The sequence below is a fragment of the Vibrio owensii genome (genome assembly GCF_002021755.1).
Taxonomy (GTDB): Bacteria; Pseudomonadota; Gammaproteobacteria; order Enterobacterales; family Vibrionaceae; genus Vibrio; species Vibrio owensii.
Window position 1 is genome coordinate 1,243,818 of the sequence record NZ_CP019960.1, and the last position, 18,561, is coordinate 1,262,378.

The window sequence follows — 18,561 nt, forward strand, 5'->3', positions numbered from 1 at the left end:
TCCTCAGTAACAATAAATTATAGAATTGCTACTGAGGAAGTATGAATAAAAAAGGTGAGTGCGTGTCACACCCACAAAAACGCGTAACCGCTTTGATGTGATGCTAGGCTGGTGTCACTTCATTACGATTACACAACTGTCAGGTAGTACCCTACCTTATGCAGAACTCTATACTTGGGGTATAGCGATGGATGTAACTATATAATATTGCGACATATTCTCAACGTGGCATATTCACCACCACATTCTGGAATTGACCACCACAATCACACCAATACCATCTAAAAACAAAATAGATATAGTCATTCTAGATATTTGACCTTGTATAAAGACCATCAAATCATCTGTCGCAATTATTAGAAAAAGCTAATCATTTGACTTAGATCACTTAACACCAAGTAAAAAGAAAGCGAGCTAAATGCTCGCTTTGTATTACGCAACCTTTTTCAAGGCTATATCTTCCTTATCTCTATACAGATAATCAGAGACGGAAAGCACTTTAACGATAGTGCTCGAATAATTAAAAGTCGTGTTGACCTCAGTAGCACTTGCAGATAGCGAATTGGTGCCATTTGCATAGACAGTAATAGTGCCCTCTTTCAAAGAAGACAAATCAAGATCAACGGTCCATGTTCCATCACTGAGCACAGATGCATTACCAGTAGTTGGCTTATCATCAGCATCAACAGCTCTGATTTCTATTACTTCACCCTCTTCAAAGCGAGTACTTGTTCCATTGATAGTTACTGTAGTTGCACCTGTGACATCGTTTACTGTTTCAAAAGCGATAGTAGGAGTCATAGCTAACACTTTGCTGGATATGAATGCCTCACCGGCATTGCCCGTTGCATCACTAAAGCCTTGCAGCGTTAACGCCACACTCTTTACCGAATCCGCAACCGACGCGACTTCTGCTGTACCCACCCATTGGGTATGAGTACCCGATTGTGCTGTCCAGTTGATCGCCGCGGTACCCAGTGTTGAACCCGTCGGTGCGGTGACGCCTTTGTCGAACGTGGCGGTAACGGTCACGATCTCACCCGCCGCTGCGTACGTTGGGTTAATCGACGTTTGACCGTCGTCCACCGTTGGCTTGGTTTGCGTCAACGTAAATGTCGTACCCACTTCTTTTGCTGGTGCACCCAAGTCGTTAGTACCATTTACGGTTACTGTAATGGTACCGTCTTTAAGACCCGAGACATCGAGCGTTGAACTCCAAGCACCGCCAGCATTTGGGCTTACGTTTGCGCTCGCCTCGGTCCCTTCGCTGTCCGTAGCCTTGATAGTCAAGCTATCCGTGCTCTCAAAACGAGTACTATCCCCACTGATGGCAACGCTTGCAGCGCCCGCTTCGTTAACATCACCGATATTTTCAACGGTTAAGGTTGGGGTCATCGTTAGCGCTTTGCTAGAAGTGAATGATTCACCGGCATTGCCCGTTGCATCTTCAAAGCCTTGCAACGTTAACGCCACACTCTTCACCGAATCCGCAACCGACGCCACTTCTGCTGTACCCACCCATTGGATTTGAGTACCTGCTTGTGCTGTCCAGTTGATCGCCGCGGTACCCAGCATCGAACCCGTCGGTGTGGTGACGCCTTTGTCGAACGTGGCGGTAACGGTCACACTCTCACCCGCCACTGCGTACGTTGGGTTAATCGACGTTTGACCGTCGTCCACCGTCGGCTTGGTTTGCGTCAACGTAAATGTCGTCCCCGCTTCTTTTGCTGGTGCGCCCAAGTCGTTAGTCCCGTTCACCGTCACCGTAATGGTGCCGTCTTTAAGACCCGAGACATCAAGCGTCGCGTTCCATTTACCCAATGCACCCACTGTCGTGGTTTGCGTGACTTCTTTATTGTCCGTATCGACCGCTTTGATGGTCAGTTCGTCAGAAGTTTCAAAGCGTGTGCTATCGCCACTAACGGCAACGCTTGCAGCGCCCGCTTCGTTAACATCACCGATATTTTCAACGGTTAAGGTTGGGGTCATCACCAGCTCTTTGCTAGAAGTAAATGCCTCACCGGCATTGCCCGTTGCATCACTAAAGCCTTGCAACGTTAACGCCACACTCTTCACCGAATCCGCAACCGACGCGACTTCTGCTGTACCCACCCATTGGGTTTGAGTACCCGATTGTGCTGTCCAGTTGATCGCCGCGGTACCCAGCGTCGAACCCGTCGGTGTGGTGACGCCTTTGTCGAACGTGGCGGTAACGGTCACACTCTCACCCGCCGCTGCGTACGTTGGGTTAATCGACGTTTGACCGTCGTCCACCGTTGGTTTGGTTTGCGTCAACGTAAATGTCGTCCCCGCTTCTTTTGCTGGTGCGCCCAAGTCGTTAGTCCCGCTCACCGTCACCGTAATGGTGCCGTCTTTAAGACCCGAGACGTCTAACGTCGCGTTCCATTTACCCAATGCAGTCACTGTCGTGGTTTGCGTGACTTCTTTATTGTCCGTATCGACCGCTTTGATGGTCAATGTATCGGTGCTTTCGAAGCGTGTGCTATCGCCATTAACTGCAACGCTTGCTGCGCCCGTTTCGTTAACATCACCGATATTTTCAACGGTTAAGGTTGGGGTCATCACCAGCTCTTTGCTAGAAGTGAATGACTCACCGGCATTGCCCGTTGCATCACTAAAGCCTTGCAACGTTAACGCCACACTCTTCACCGAATCCGCAACCGACGCCACTTCTACTGTACCCACCCATTGGGTTTGAGTACCTGCTTGTGCTGTCCAGTTGATCGCCGCGGTACCCAGTGTTGAACCCGTCGGTGTGGTGACGCCTTTGTCGAACGTGGCGGTAACGGTCACGATCTCACCCGCCGCTGCGTACGTTGGGTTAATCGACGTTTGACCGTCGTCCACCGTTGGCTTGGTTTGCGTCAACGTAAATGTCGTCCCCGCTTCTTTTGCTGGTGCCTCCAAGTCGTTAGTCCCGTTCACCGTCACCGTAATGGTGCCGTCTTTAAGACCAGAGACATCAAGCGTCGCGTTCCATTTACCCAATGCACCCACTGTCGTGGTTTGCGTGACTTCTTTATTGTCCGTATCGACCGCTTTGATGGTCAGTTCGTCAGAAGTTTCAAAGCGTGTGCTATCGCCACTGACGGCAACGCTTGCAGCGCCCGCTTCGTTAACATCACCGATATTTTCAACGGTTAAGGTTGGGGTCATCACCAGCTCTTTGCTAGAAGTGAATGCCTCACCGGCATTGCCCGTTGCATCACTAAAACCTTGCAACGTTAACGCCACACTCTTCACCGAATCCGCAACCGACGCGACTTCTGCTGTACCCACCCATTGGGTCGGAGTACCCGATTGTGCTGTCCAGTTGATCGCCGCGGTACCCAGCGTCGAACCCGTCGGTGTGGTGACGCCTTTGTCGAACGTAGCGGTAACGGTTACGCTCTCACCCGCCGCTGCGTACGTTGGGTTAATCGACGTTTGACCGTCGTCCACCGTCGGCTTGGTTTGCGTCAACGTAAATGTCGTCCCCGCTTCTTTTGCTGGCGCCTCCAAGTCGTTAGTCCCGTTCACCGTCACCGTAATGGTGCCGTCTTTAAGACCAGAGACATCAAGCGTCGCGTTCCATTTACCCAATGCACCCACTGTCGTGGTTTGCGTGACGTCTTTATTGTCCGTATCGACCGCTTTGATGGTCAGTTCGTCAGAAGTTTCAAAGCGTGTGCTATCGCCACTGACGGCAACGCTTGCAGCGCCCGCTTCGTTAACATCACCGATATTTTCAACGGTTAAGGTTGGGGTCATCACCAGCTCTTTGCTAGAAGTGAATGCCTCACCGGCATTGCCCGTTGCATCACTAAAACCTTGCAACGTTAACGCCACACTCTTCACCGAATCCGCAACCGACGCGACTTCTGCTGTACCCACCCATTGGGTCGGAGTACCCGATTGTGCTGTCCAGTTGATCGCCGCGGTACCCAGCGTCGAACCCGTCGGTGTGGTGACGCCTTTGTCGAACGTAGCGGTAACGGTTACGCTCTCACCCGCCGCTGCGTACGTTGGGTTAATCGACGTTTGACCGTCGTCCACCGTCGGCTTGGTTTGCGTCAACGTAAATGTCGTCCCCGCTTCTTTTGCTGGCGCCTCCAAGTCGTTAGTCCCGTTCACCGTCACCGTAATGGTGCCGTCTTTAAGACCCGAGACATCAAGCGTCGCGTTCCATTTACCCAATGCACCCACTGTCGTGGTTTGCGTGACTTCTTTATTGTCCGTATCGACCGCTTTGATGGTCAGTTCGTCAGAAGTTTCAAAGCGTGTGCTATCGCCACTGACGGCAACGCTTGCAGCGCCCGCTTCATTAACATCACCGATATTTTCAACGGTTAAGATTGGCGTGATTGGCAATGTAAATGACGTATTATCCTCACCCACATTACCTACTAGGTCTTTATATTGACTCACCACTAGGCCAACACCGAGTTCTGGTACGTCTGGGACATTAACGGTTCCGCTCCAAACTTTCTTATCAGCAGGATCAGCCGTTAGCGAAGTAACATTGTTCGTTCCCAATGTTGCCGTGGCCTCTTGCAACTCTTTGTCAAACTCAAGCTTAATATCTACTGCCTTTCCGATTTCTTGATGCAGAGGATCAAACGTTACTTTAGTCAGCGTAGGTAACACACCTTCGATCCCCAGAACCAAACTATCCCCTTTTCCGGGGATAGTGTTGATGCTCTTATAGCTCTCATCATCGACCCGAATGGTTATGTCTTTATTTTCTCTTTCTGGTGTTATGTATTTGACTGTCCAAGTTATGTTGTCAGTGGTACTCCAAGATAAAGGTTTTAACTCACCGCCATTATTCTCATCTAACTTTACGTCTGAAATATCGAATTCTGTGACTTCTTCAGTAAAAGTAAACGTAAGCGGGACTTCGACGCCACCAGCCAAAGGTGTGCTTGCTGTAGTCGATATTGTTAGCTCAGGAACTGTTGCTGCTTCTACTCTGTATGTTGTCGTTTTTTCCGTTTGATTGCTGACTGCATCAGACGCGATTACTTTTATCGTGTAATCTCCTGGCGATAATAAGTAGTGGAACACATAAGGGTCGCCATCGTTAGTAGGTTCCGTGATTGACTGCGGCCCTACTGGTAGACCCGAACCATTATCAGCCGTTGATGTTACCGAACTTAAGTTTTTATCAGTCACATCAGCAGTTACATCCAACTTATATTTATCATCCGTCGGCGTCATAGAAACTTGATCCGCAGTGATACCAGTGATAACCGGTAACTCATGATCAACAACAGATTCGATACCTTTGGCATTATAAGTCTTATTAAAAAGCTTAAAGTCTGTAACAGCACGTCCCATTGAGTCAGTGACTGTCACTTTGTATATGTATTCAGCTTGGTCATCAATTGCAAAATCCATAGTACCAGTCGCGCTTGACGACGCGACTCTTCCCTCAAAATTAAGCTTATCTCCGGATGTTGGAACCATATCAATGGAATATCGAGTTGCCTTGACATGCTCCCCCTCTGTAGACGTAATCGTGAACGGTTGACTTTCTTTAGTGAATGCTAGCTTGCCTCCCAGCAAGCTAGTCATGTCATTAAATGAGAGAGTAATAATCGGCGCTGTCAGATCAATATCGAGAGTCCGGTTTTCAGTCCAACCCACTTTATCCGTAGCTTGGATGCTAACCCGAAGCTGACTTAACCCCTCTAATTCAGTTTTCGGAAGTTCAAAATAGAGATGTGAGTTATCCACACTTGCCTCTTTGTTGAAAACATGACTCGGGTTCGTTGTTGTATATTTGACAGTAGCGATACCGCTGCCTTCATCTCTGATAGAAAACAGGAATCTCACCAAACTAGGGTCTGTAGGTGATTCACTGACAGTAACATCGCTATCAATTATTGGTTTACTGTTATCAACCGTCACGTCAACATCGGTTTCCTTCCAATACTCCCATACATCAAGCGCTTTAATGGACGGACTGATCCCCTGACCATCTAAATCGTCACTAAGAGGCGCTTTAAACGTAGAGCATGAGTAGTCATCTCCGCAGTCATTAAATCGGGAGAATTGATCTGGATCATCTTTTAAGTTGTACGACTGCCCTTCCACCGTGGCAATGAGATTTTCTAGGGTTGAATTAACCCCAACCTTTACTTTGAAGTCCATTGAAAGTTCTGAACCTCGGATAATACTATCCTTCTCAGGGCTCGTGATTTCGATCTCAACTCCTGGTGGCGGTAACAACAACTCCAACGGGTAATCTGGCGCCGCATTACCTGCTACATCAGAAAGATTCTTGATGGTAAATAGATATTTTGATTCTCCTGCCGCAAGAAAATCTGAGTAAAGCTCAGTATAAGTGCACGTAGTGAGATCTGCGCTCGTATTACAACTTTTCGGCTCAAACGTTACGTTGAACTTGCTTCTTACCAGTATAGGACGCTTAGTTAGCTCAGTGTTCACTCCGGATAAATTATCTTTAAAGCTCAGAGTGATACTTAAGATTTTGTTTCCATCAGCATCGAAACCAACATTGTTGCTACCAAGCTGGTAAGTACCTCCCGACTGGTAATCTATATCATCAGGAACGGTTGGCGCATCAATATCCATCATGCTAAAGCTAAATTTACTGACCGTCTCTTTATCGTTCTTACCAACAGTTCTGGTGATTAGAACGACAGGCGATACCGACATATTTACGTCCGTCGTCACACTACACTTATAATTTTCTTGCGGATTACTGATCACACCAGAATAGGCGAAATCTGGATCATCATCTGGCGCTTTGTCCGAGGTGTAATTTTCTCTTACCCAACACTCGAGCTTCTCGGCTTTAACCTCACCCGCAGGTCCGAACTCTACATTCAACGTTTTCCCGGAAATATGAGATTGGAAAGGATCTGGCTTAAGCACATCCATTACAACCCCTTCCCTTTGAACGTTAACCGTCTTGGATATTTCATTTATAAGAGGCTGTTCACCGGGATTATAAACTACATTGTTATATATTTGGAATTTCAACTCGTAACTGCCATTATTACTGAGATCGGACGTAGTTAGCATTCCCGTCCATTTACCTGATGGCTCCTGTCCAAATGTAATGCTATTTATTTGTTCACCATATTTGTAAGTGCCCTCAACTTTAGGGATACCACTTGGGTCCTCAGCATCAATAGTAATGATCACCGGATCATTACGTGTAATTAATCCATTCGTTATCTCTGTCCCATCTTCATAAGAAAACTTCACACTTTCTACGTGAGGCTTCTTATTTTGAACCTTAACTTCATATTCTGTTTCCGTGGTATTTCCACGAACATCTGAACCCTTCAGTCTTATGATTCTAGTGGAGCTATCACCGTCATTTTGCCCGCCTAAGTTGACCTTCATATCCTCTTCGACTTGAGTGTCGGGATTAGAAGATGTGCCGATATAACTATTAAATGTCAGGGTATCTTTATTTACCCCTTCAGTAGATGGCGCACCTGTTTCATTCAAGTCTTGAGCATAAAGAGTAAAGATATAATTACCGCGATAGTAACTATCAGGCTTAAATCCATTCAGAGTTAAACTTGGCCCCTCGCGATCCAAAATTATGGTTCTAGCTTCGGTGTCTGAATAAAAGCCATATTCATCTATCGCTTTAACGAATAGGTCAGCTCTATTGTTCTCATCGATCGTGACATTGCTACTTTGGGAACTACTGATCTCAATATAGAAAGGCTGAGAAGGGTCTTGGGGTTCAATTGAGCGTATCGCTTCACTGCTTCCAACCTGCCAAACTTCTACTTTGCTCACTTTTGAATCGTCTTTCACAGAAGTTAAGCTAACTTTGAAGTTCGGACCCAACACTCCACTCTTGCCAGAGTTGCTGTCAACCACCCAAGGATTAGCAAGCTCAATCTCAGGGCCTTTATTATCTACTTGAAAAATGAACTCTCCTGTTGCTTCCGCTTTAGGGTACGCGCTGTCAATCGCCTTGACATAGAACGTATTTGTATCTTCATATCTAAATGCGTCGGCGACTAGACGTACCTCTACATTAGGTTGGGTACCAAATAGATAGGGCTCTTCACTCTCAACTGGTTCAGTTTCATAATGCTGCAACGTAAAACGCTTACCAAACTGAGTTTTCATATCCACTTGTACTTCACTCAACGGACTTAAGTCACCAGCGTCAATATCAGGAACCCACGCTGAGTTCCCTCCCAACCGTTGGTCAATTACCCCACCGTTTACTGCAGGTGCTTCCGAGTCAATTAGTATGTCGAATTTAGGCACATTCACAGTTTGCTGGTTAACTAGGTTTCCTAGGTTATCTTCAGCATTAACATTGACTTTCCAGTTACCATCGCCAGGATAGATAACTTTGCCTTGGCTCTCACAAAGTACTCCTGTACAAAGTTTTACAACAAATGCATCTTGTTGATTGCTAGCGAATTGCTCGCTCGAATATTCAACGGTCGCGTTGTTCGAATAGTTCACAAATGACAAGCTTCTTTTGTCTAATTGGTCACCAACTACATCTTCGACTTTGAAGGTTAATTCATGCACAGAATTCGCGTTCAAGTAAACATCTTCCCCGATAGGGTTTTTATCTGGACCTATAGGAGGAATGTAACTCGCTTTCGGATAGTCGTTATCGACGAACAAGCGTTCAACAAGAGGCTCGGCCTCAGTATATCCATTACCTTTGGTATCGAATGCCGTTGTCTCTAGTGCAAACTCGATGATATCGGTGAGATCTGTTGATTCTGTATTTAAGGTAAAGAAGTACTCTTTTCTAAATTTATCGCTATCGCCAGATTCTTGTGGTTGAAGTTCCAATGGAATAGCAGTATTGGGGTCATCCATGGCATACCACATACTTTGGAATTTCGGGGCTTGGTCACCTTCCTCTACAACTCCAGATGGATCTTCTAACACTAATCTAGATACCACTTCACCCGCGACATAAAGCTTGTCGCCAACCATTGTTTCGCGGCCAGTCTCTATTGTTAACGTTTGTTTCGGCGGATAAATATCAATACTGCCGCCACCACTATCAAAGATATTGTCTTCGCCAAGTTTAGGATTAGCCGTAGAAATATCATCGGCATAAAGCTGAGCAATATTATCCGGGATGCCGTATTTTTCAGTCATGATATCGTAGTAAGACTGAGCAAGATCTTTGCGGTAGGTATCAGAGTCGAATTCGTAATCATCCAATTTGATTTGATTCCCACCAGCGCCAATACCGTTTGCTTTACCATCGTAGCTGAGATCGTCATAAATAGCGGAAGCGAAATCAGAAGAATTGTTGCGTGGCGTCTTTTCTGCTAATTTATCAATTGCTTCAACAAGGAAGCGGTGCAGGTAGTCGTTAGAGAGATCGCTAGGAATTGTCTCCTCAAGCATCTCATTTGTAGCGTACGCCGTAATGGTTGGATCGAATCCGAAGAATGAGTCATTACCGCCAGCTAGCGCGTATTTCACATCCGTAAGAATTTGCGAGGCGCGTTCTGACGTTTTGTCACCAGCTTCTACTTGATTCCAACGATAATCAAACAAACCTGTCTGGTAAGTGGCAAGCTCGGTCACGTAATACGTATTCGAACCGTCAAGTTCAAAATATGCGCCGATATTGGCATTGTTTAGATTAACGCTCGCTTTGGCACCTGCATCATCTTTCCATTGGTAGTAGTGAGGGTCTGTCCCTTCTACACCAATTAAACGTACTCGCATGAATTCATAATTGACAACGTCCGTCGTGGCTTCACACGAAGCAACATCAAGCGCGCTAGTTTGATCACTTTCTGGCTGCTGAATAGTGGTACAACTTGCTAGAGAGGTGAATTCACCATTTGGGTTCAAACCTTCTAATTGCACACGTGCGCCAATGAACGGCGTGACTACCGTCATCGTAGGTAGGTCAAAACTGCTTCGGAAATAAACTTCTTGAGTCGCACTTTCGTTGTCGGATTCGTCGATGGTTTGAATCACCAGTTTCTGGCTGGCGTTTTCTGAAACGTTTTTAAAACCATCACCAAGCACCTCTTTTACGAAAGGAACGTAGTAAATAACCTCATCGACTCTGCCTTCGCTATCCAAAATAGTCTCGTGAGGGATACTCGCGGTGATAGTGTCCGTCGAGGCCAAGGTTTGTGTTGTGTTTTGAAATGCGTAATTGTTGTCATTGTTTTGGCTTACGTAGTACTTCACGACTAGTTTAAGCTTGTCGGCACTTGAGCCCAAAACAGTATCAGAGTTCACATCGGAAACTCGAACTCGTACGTAAGGGATCTTATTCTGTTTTAACAGGTTAACGTTAAAGTTCGCGAAATCAACGCCATCAATTGATTTCAAGCCAGAAGCAGCATAGACATAATCGATCTTCAAGTAGTCTCTACTCGACTGAACATTGTCTGATGTATAAGTATCTTGCGTGTAAACCCCTTCGTACGTAGACCTTTCTCCATCGACGGTCACATTAACGTAGTTCATCGATGTCCCTTCAGGGTACGTAATGATCTGAGCAGGAGCTTGATCGTCACGGCTTACTGCATGCTGGTATTCACCGACGTTGTCTTTGGTGTCAGTGGCCTTAACATCGAACGTAGTCGTAGATAAGAATTCGTCCGTCGAATAGGCTTTACTAAATTCACAAGCACTGCCCGACTCTGCCGTTACAGGAGTACAAGCCACATCTTCTGGGAGCCCACTTTTAAATGAAACGCTGACAGACTTAATATCTTGAGAAGCTTCTTTTACTATGCCTTTTAATACGTACTCTTGAAGTTCGTTGTTGATAGCGCTTGCAGAAGTAACAGAGATGACCGGCGCATCATTATCCCACTCGAAATTTACGTAATGGCCTGAATTGCTGCCAGGAACAAGTTCATTGCCTAAAACGTCTGCCGTGTAAAACACCAAACGAGCAGCAGTCACGTTAGAAAGGCCGGTGTCTGAGTCAACCTCAACGGCATCAATGGCTTTTGTATCGACACTTACTTTGATGTTTGTTTCACGAACACCAACTTCAAATCCGCTTGCGTCTACCGAACAAAACTCACTGCCAGAAGTCTGTTGATCGTTACATTTGAATTCGCCTGACCAAGCACCATGTAATTGGTATTGCACATAAGCAGAAACAGATTGAACACCGATATCGTCATTAAGTCTGATATCTACGCTATCTGTTCTTGCTAATACATCACTATCGGTGCGCGTTACGGTTGGTGGTGTTGTATCGATTTCGGTTTCATCGCGTGGTGGAATAACACCATCGGTCGTACCATGGCTTCCCAAATCATTAATTTTTTGACTAAAAGCAACGTAATCATCAGCATCCGTACCTGAGATGTTAAGCTCTGGGTCGTTCACTACAATCAATACGTGTTGAGAAAGATCTTGAGTGTAAACGTCGCTGGTAATTCTCTGCTGACCAAACGTAAGCGGCGTCACTGCACCTGTCGAGTCACTGATTTCTAAGCCGTCTAGAAGACCATCAGCGATGACATCACGAAATTGAATGTCAGCGAAATGCATCGAGGTATAGACGTTATCTTCAGACTGACCGTATTTTTCAATAAGGTCATAAGAAAATGAAGAGTATGCTGTTAGCAAAGCTCCGTATTGGTGACCAGGAGTGGCAAAGCTACTTTGACCACCTTTCGTTATGTCAATCGGAGTGGTTTCATTGACATTGAACCCGTACATCCCATTGATACTATCTAAGGCTTCAGAGACCGCATCTGAGCCTGATTCCCCACCGGAAATCTTATACTTAGCTAAACCAGAAACGATATTAGTCAGTGGTGTGAGCATTAATTTCTGATCACTACCTTCACTAAAATTCACTACCCCTTCTAGGCGCAAAGTCTTGCCCGCACTCGATGACACAATTTCTTTTGTGAGAGGATCGGTGTAGCTACCTTGCTGCGCGACGACATACAAAGGCATCGAAGAGGATTCAAATTCAAGCTTGTAATCACCAAAGGCATCAGAAGTCGTGCTTGCAAGCAATCTGCCGACTTTTCCATCCTTGTATTCAAACACCTCGATCTTGGCGCCATTGACCGGAGCGTCAAAAACGTTACCTGAGATGCTTCCTGTATTCCTAGCTGGCGGTGTATTGTCACCACCATCCCCACCGCCACATGCACTCAATAAAAGTGAAGCAGCCATGAGACCTAACGTTGGTTTTAGCGTATTTTTAGTGAACATAGTAATTTGGCAGAGTATATTTTGCCGCGATTATATTATTGTCTAGGATTTTCTCAACGTGACAAAATAACCATAAAATCAAACATAAACGCTAAGAAAATAGGTAGTTTTAAACCTCTTTAGCAGCGCTACTTCACATCTATCGTTATTTAATTAGTAAAAACACAGGAATTGGCTATAACGGCGTGTAAGATTTTATTTTAAATATTATACTCCCCTCAATTTTTCGCCTTTAAGCATAATTTCGATTTAATGACAAGTTTAATATTAAGACAACATACACAAAACATTGCTCTACCCCTTGTGCTCATTGCATTCGTCATCATTGCCGGCGTGTCTTTTACTCATCATCTACTTACTCCTGAAGAGCAACCAAGCGCAGCCACCCCAAAACCTCAAGCTATTGTTTCTAATAAAGTAATCCACAGTAACATCGAACACATCTACGAGACGTACTTTCAGCGAACCAAGATCACCACAGGAGTGATCGATTACTCTTTCGTGACTTCTTTGATTAATGCAGGATTATCTCAGCGAGAGATAAAATCTTTGATAAAATTAATCGAAAATGAATTCGACATTATTGGTTCGGTAAGAAAAGGTGACAAGTTCTCAATAAAAACCCGAACCAATAGTTATAATGAAAAATACATCAGTTCTTTTTACTATTCCGGTAGTAAAAGAGACTTCTTTGTTATTAACGATGGCGACAACAACGCATACGATGAATATGGCAATAAGTTAATTCGAAAGCCATATTATTCATTTCCACTAGCGAAAAAGTACAAAGTTAGCTCTGGTTTTAATTTGAAGCGAAAACATCCAGTAACAGGTTTAATTGCACCACACTTAGGTACTGATTACGCCGTCCCAATTGGAACACCAATACAGAGTATTGCAGATGGTGTCGTCGTGAAGTCACGCTACAATCGTTTTGCCGGTAATTACATTAATATCCGCCACACCAACGGTTCCATGTCTCGTTACTTACACCTGTCTCGTAGCGATGTTCGTGTGGGTGACCACGTAACGAAAGGACAAACCATCGGCCGAACTGGTAATACAGGAAGAACAACAGGCCCTCACCTACACTTAGAGTTAATTGTGGATGGTGTGCCTGTTGATTACGCTCGTTACATCCGCACTAACCCTGCTCCACCGGTGAACATGCAAATGATGTTAGCTGCAAGAACTGAGCGCGCAGAACTGATCAACGAACTATTCGACTCCGCCTCTTAACGCCCTCTTGTCTCTTCTAATTCAGCTCATTGCGGCGTAGTTTTTTACGTCACAATGAGCTGATTACGCTTGAAAGAAAACCCCGTTCGACTTGAAAGTAACCGAATTGCCGCTAAAACAGGGCTTAAGCACCTAAATATCTCTCTGTCAGTCTGCTCTAACATTTCCGCTCTCTCAATAAAGTGTTAAGATCCTCACATGACTCGCTGTAGTGGTAACGAGTGGTGATGATTACCCCACTCCCTCAACATCCCCATAAGTGATGTAACTAAGCTAAGTAGCCCACCAGCATAACCATGAAACAATAAGGCGATTTTTCAAATGGTTAACAACTCTATCCAGTGGTTCCCGGGCCACATGCATAAAGCACAAAAAGAGATTGCAGAAGCGATCCCTCAAATAGATGTCATTATTGAAGTGCTTGATGCTCGTATCCCTTTTAGTAGTGAAAACCCTATGATCGCGGAGCTCAAGGGCGATAAGCCAGTAGTAAAAGTGCTTAACAAACGTGATCTTGCGGACCCAGAGTTAACTCAAGTTTGGATTGACCACTTCGAGAAAGAGCACAACGTAAAAGCGATTGCTATTACCACCTCTCAACAGACTGAAGTCCTAAAAATTATGGAGTTGGTACGTAAACTTGCCCCACATCGTGAAGAAATTGGCAAAAACATTCGTACCATGATTATGGGTATTCCAAACGTAGGTAAATCCACCATTATCAATGCGTTGGCCGGCCGAACTATCGCAGTGACGGGTAACCAACCGGCGGTTACACGTCGTCAGCAACGTATTAACCTTCAAAATGGTATCGTTCTTTCTGACACTCCGGGGATCCTGTGGCCAAAAGTAGAAAACCCACACAGTGGCTTCCGTCTTGCTGCAACCGGCGCGGTAAAGGACACCGCAATGGAATACGATGAAGTCGCGTTCTACACGGTGGAATACTTAGCGGCTCACTACCCTGAAAAGCTAAAAGAGCGCTACCAAATCGACGAACTGCCACAATCGGATATCGAGATGATGGAAGAGATCGGTCGTCGCCGCGGTGCATTACGTGCTGGCGGACGAGTAGACCTTCACAAAGTATCTGAGATCCTTCTTCATGAACTTCGCCAGGGCACATTGGGACAAATCACTCTTGAACTGCCTGAGATGATCACTCAAGAATTGATTGAAGTAGAGATTGAAACCGCTCGTAAAGAAGAAGAAAAAGCAAAACGCAAAGAAGAACGTCGTAAGCGTTACCTTCGTAACAAGCGATAATCCCCCTCTTAACTTCCTTCCAAAGGCACGTGATACACGTGCCTTTTTTTATGCTTAATTTTTTTTCATTGCAGTGCAAAAGAGCGACGCTTTTCTCATTATTTATGGAATGAAAACCACTAAACGTAGCGCTACCCTCATCCCCTAACAATTAGCCCTCCAGTTAAATTTTGTAGGAAAAATCGAACAAATTCATAAATATTAATTATGTGTTTTAACGGTTATTTTTTAAGCGCGATCTTAGTTAGACCCCCGAATGGTAAGGAGTTACAAAGCTCACCCAACCCTTAAATGCCGAGTTTGCAGGCGCACGCAAACTTATGCAACTTGGCTAATGACACCTCACTCATATTAGTCAAACTATATAACTGTCAGCGCTGGCGTTTTTCTGTATTACGAAGAGAACTTATTATGAGTGATAAACTGAAAACGAAACGACTTCCTTCCTTTGTTGAGGAACGCCTGGACTTTTATATTCAAGATCTGATTGAACAGAACGAGAACCAAAAGCACTTGGTATTAGGGAAACGACCGCAACCCGAAGCTGTGGTCATGCAGAGTAACGATTACTTATCGCTATCTCATAACCAACAGATTCAAAAAGCTCACCGAGATGCGATATCTGAGCATGATGATAACGTCGTTATGTCTGCGATTTTCTTGCAAGATGACGATTCGAAGCCTGCATTTGAAACGCAACTTGCGGATTACGTCGGCATGGGGAGTTGCTTGCTTTCCCAGTCGGGATGGGCTGCGAATATAGGATTGTTGCAGACCATTTGTCCGCCTGAAACGCCGGTTTATATCGACTTCTTTGCGCATATGTCATTGTGGGAAGGTATTCGGGCCGCGGGAGCACAAGCACATCCGTTCATGCACAACAACATGAGCCACTTGCGCAAGCAGATCCAGCGTCATGGCTCAGGCGTTATCGTGGTAGATTCGGTCTACAGCACGATAGGCACGATCGCCCCACTCCACGACATCTACGAAATGGCGCGTGAGTTTGATTGTGCTTTAGTGGTGGATGAATCCCACTCGTTAGGAACACACGGGCCTAACGGCTCTGGCTTAGTTAAAGCACTGGAGCTCACTGATCAAGTAGATTTCATTACTGTCAGTCTGGCAAAAACCTTTGCTTATCGAGCAGGAGCGATTCTCGGCCCAGAAAAACTGGCTCGAACGTTACCATTCGTTGCGTTCCCGGCCATTTTTAGTTCAACGGTTCTGCCACAAGAAGTCATTCGACTAGAGAAAACGCTCGAAGTGATTAAAGACGCCGATGATAAACGAACCATGCTGTTCAATCGCGCTAAAGAGCTCAGAACGGGCCTTAAGCAGATTGGTTTTAATATCCGCAGCGAATCACAAATTATCGCGTTAGAGTGCGGTAGCGAGCGTAATACCGAGCGTGTACGTGACTTCTTGGAAGAACGTAATGTCTTTGGCGCTGTATTTTGTCGCCCAGCAACGGGAAAGAATAAAAACATTATTCGATTCTCAATCAACGCCGACATGACGTCTCGTGACATTGACCATGTGCTGACAGCATGTCAGGAAGCGTATAACCATCCAGAACTAGAGTTTGTTTAACAGATCATAAACGGCACGTTTGAATGGAAGCTTGTGACTGCCGAAAAACAAAGAGCTCAGCGTTATGCTGAGCTCTATTATGACTTTTTACTTTCCCGTGGTGATAATGGGTTAACAATCCGAGGAGTTAAGACAACTAGGTTAAGAACGCTGGGTTAAATCCAATTAGCGATTTTGTCGAACAGCCTGTTCTTGTCTGCGGGTTTCACGATGAAATCCGACATCCCCGATGAACCAATCTTATCTAGTGTAATCGGTGAGCTGTCGCCAGTATGCGCAATAATAGGCACCGTTGAATACGCCTTGTTTGAACCTCGAATCCGACGAGACGCCTCCACACCATCCATCACAGGCATTTCAATGTCCATTAAAATCAAATCGACATCATTCGCGTCTAATGCGTTGATTGCTTGCTGACCATCTTCTTTCTGAATCACGTCAAAGCCCTGCTTCTCGAGCAACATAGCCGTAAACTTGCGTAAAGACTCGTTGTCGTCCACCACCATAATAGTGCGCTTGTTTGTCGAATCCAGAGGTTTCACCGGCATCACTGGCACTACGTAATTTGCATCATAGAGCAGACGGTCGATGGTTGCTCTGGTGTTTAGCAGCCATGCTTGGGTTTCTACCCAAATCGGCTCGAAAGACACGTTTCTTGCACGTTGAATTGGATGGTGCTCAAAGAGATACACGATTCGTGCTTCAGTAAAGGAGAGCAAAGATTCAACTTTATCGAGGTGACTCCCTCGCACGTCCAAGCTTTCCATGTCGATCAGTATTAAATCAAACTCGAATTCATACTCTTTTTTCTTCATCATCGCAGGCACATCAAGTACCGTGAGTTCAAATCCCATAAAGCGCGCAATATCAGTGACTTTAGATACTAAAATGTTTTGCTCACTCACAAACAAAATCGTTTTTAGCTTCGTTAATTCACTCTTAATCTCTTTGACTGCGTTTGAGCCAATGGTTGGGAACGTCATGGTAAATTGTGACCACTCACCGACTTCCGATTGACAACGGATATCGCCACCAAACGAGCGCATCACTTTCTTACAGAAAGGCAAACCAAGGCCGTAGTTTCCGGATTTACCCGTGGTATAAAAGTCTTGGAAAATACTCTGAAGTACATCCGGAGAAATGCCCGAACCATTATCTGTCACCACGATTTGGTTAGTGAACTCATCGCTATACATGGTGACGTGAATATGGAAATCTTCGGAACTACGATGATGGAACGCATTCTTGAATAGGTTGTACATAACATACTTAAGCAATGTATCGCTGCCTAAGAAATCGAACTCGCTTCTTACGTCTAAAGAGATCGCAAAACGGTCGGTGGAACGTTTGTAACTGAAGCTTTCAATTGCACTCTCGACAACGGTTTGTGCTGAATGTTTTTTGAATGTAGAGCGGGATACACGGTTCTCATCAATTGAAGTAAGCAGCAAATCAATGGTTTCATTCCCTGAGTGGATGATCTTCATCGCGTCACTGCTAACTTCTCGTAACAGTGTCACGTCTTCATCGCTTAATGTGTATTGCGCCTTCTTGCCCTCTTTTGGATTTGGCAGAACCGATTGAATGACATCAATAGAAGTCAGCAAACCGCTCAGTGGGTTTCGCATCTCATGTGCAATGCCGGCACCAAAAGATTTCGCCAATGATACTTTTGCTTCGTGCTCAACCTGATTTCTGAAGTAGAACAAGTTACCGAACAGATAGATAAACAAGAAGATTGGCACATGCGTCCAATCCATTGTGAGTTCGAGGTGGAACCCTTGCGCTATCCAAGCGAAGAATGTCGCAAGCCCAATACCGGCAAAGGTCTGAGCAAACATCACCCAAGTGATATGGACGAGCAGAATATGAAGAAATATCGCCGACATAAACGACATCACCCATACATTCGACCAGTTGTTCATCAGCAACATGTAAAAGAAGAAACAGGGTAAGCAGAGCGTTATGGCGACTTGATAATAAGCAGGTAAAAACCGACGCCATTCAAATGGCACACGGTTACGATAAATGATACCGAAGAATAAAATTGAGCAAAGGACACGAAGTGGCAAGTTTTCGTATGGTTGTGGGAACATAAATGCCCAGACCACGTAGTAAATTGGAAAGCCGACAAAACCCATCCATCCTACAAGGGTAAGATTGGGTTCTGCGTACTGATATACTTTGCGAATCGCGTCCATATTTACTTTATCTACTGAGCCTAGCGTTTACTGATTTTGTGTTTTGCATTGTTTTGTTTATATTTGC

Annotated in this window: 5 protein-coding genes; 3 read left to right on the forward strand and 2 right to left on the reverse strand. The window is 45.2% G+C overall.

Annotation, left to right across the window (positions count from 1 at the left end; translation table 11 throughout):
• Positions 1-432: 432 nt before the first annotated feature.
• Positions 433-12,156: a tandem large repeat gene (locus A9237_RS22160; RefSeq protein ID WP_078609694.1), complete on the reverse strand. Its 11,724-nt coding sequence runs from the start codon at positions 12,154-12,156 to the stop codon at positions 433-435.
• A gap of 291 nt (positions 12,157-12,447) precedes the next feature.
• Here A9237_RS22160 and A9237_RS22165 point away from each other — a divergent pair, with 291 nt between their 5' ends.
• The 3 genes from A9237_RS22165 to cqsA all read left to right on the forward strand — a co-directional run bounded on the left by A9237_RS22165 (position 12,448) and on the right by cqsA (position 16,293).
• The gene (locus tag A9237_RS22165; protein WP_078609695.1) at positions 12,448-13,434 is read left to right on the forward strand and encodes a peptidoglycan DD-metalloendopeptidase family protein; all 987 of its coding nucleotides are present in this window, start codon (positions 12,448-12,450) and stop codon (positions 13,432-13,434) included.
• Positions 13,435-13,755: 321 nt separating this feature from the next.
• Positions 13,756-14,700 (forward strand): ribosome biogenesis GTPase YlqF, encoded by a 945-nt coding sequence (gene ylqF, locus A9237_RS22170; RefSeq protein WP_038897169.1) that lies wholly within the window; start codon positions 13,756-13,758, stop codon positions 14,698-14,700.
• Between the two features lie 411 nt (positions 14,701-15,111).
• The gene (gene cqsA / locus A9237_RS22175; RefSeq protein WP_041052758.1) at positions 15,112-16,293 is read left to right on the forward strand and encodes an alpha-hydroxyketone-type quorum-sensing autoinducer synthase; all 1,182 of its coding nucleotides are present in this window, start codon (positions 15,112-15,114) and stop codon (positions 16,291-16,293) included.
• Between the two features lie 155 nt (positions 16,294-16,448).
• Here the strand turns inward: cqsA and A9237_RS22180 are convergent, their stop codons facing one another.
• Positions 16,449-18,494, reverse strand: a complete 2,046-nt coding sequence (locus A9237_RS22180; RefSeq protein ID WP_032801937.1) for an ATP-binding response regulator — start codon at positions 18,492-18,494, stop codon at positions 16,449-16,451.
• Between the last annotated feature and the right edge of the window lie 67 nt (positions 18,495-18,561).

Coding starts and splice junctions, on each gene's coding strand:
- A9237_RS22160 (WP_078609694.1), bottom strand. CDS start 12,156: ATGGCTGCTTCACTTTTATTGAGTGCATGTGGCGGTGGGGATGGTGGT.
- A9237_RS22165 (WP_078609695.1), top strand. CDS start 12,448: ATGACAAGTTTAATATTAAGACAACATACACAAAACATTGCTCTACCC.
- ylqF (WP_038897169.1), top strand. CDS start 13,756: ATGGTTAACAACTCTATCCAGTGGTTCCCGGGCCACATGCATAAAGCA.
- cqsA (WP_041052758.1), top strand. CDS start 15,112: ATGAGTGATAAACTGAAAACGAAACGACTTCCTTCCTTTGTTGAGGAA.
- A9237_RS22180 (WP_032801937.1), bottom strand. CDS start 18,494: ATGGACGCGATTCGCAAAGTATATCAGTACGCAGAACCCAATCTTACC.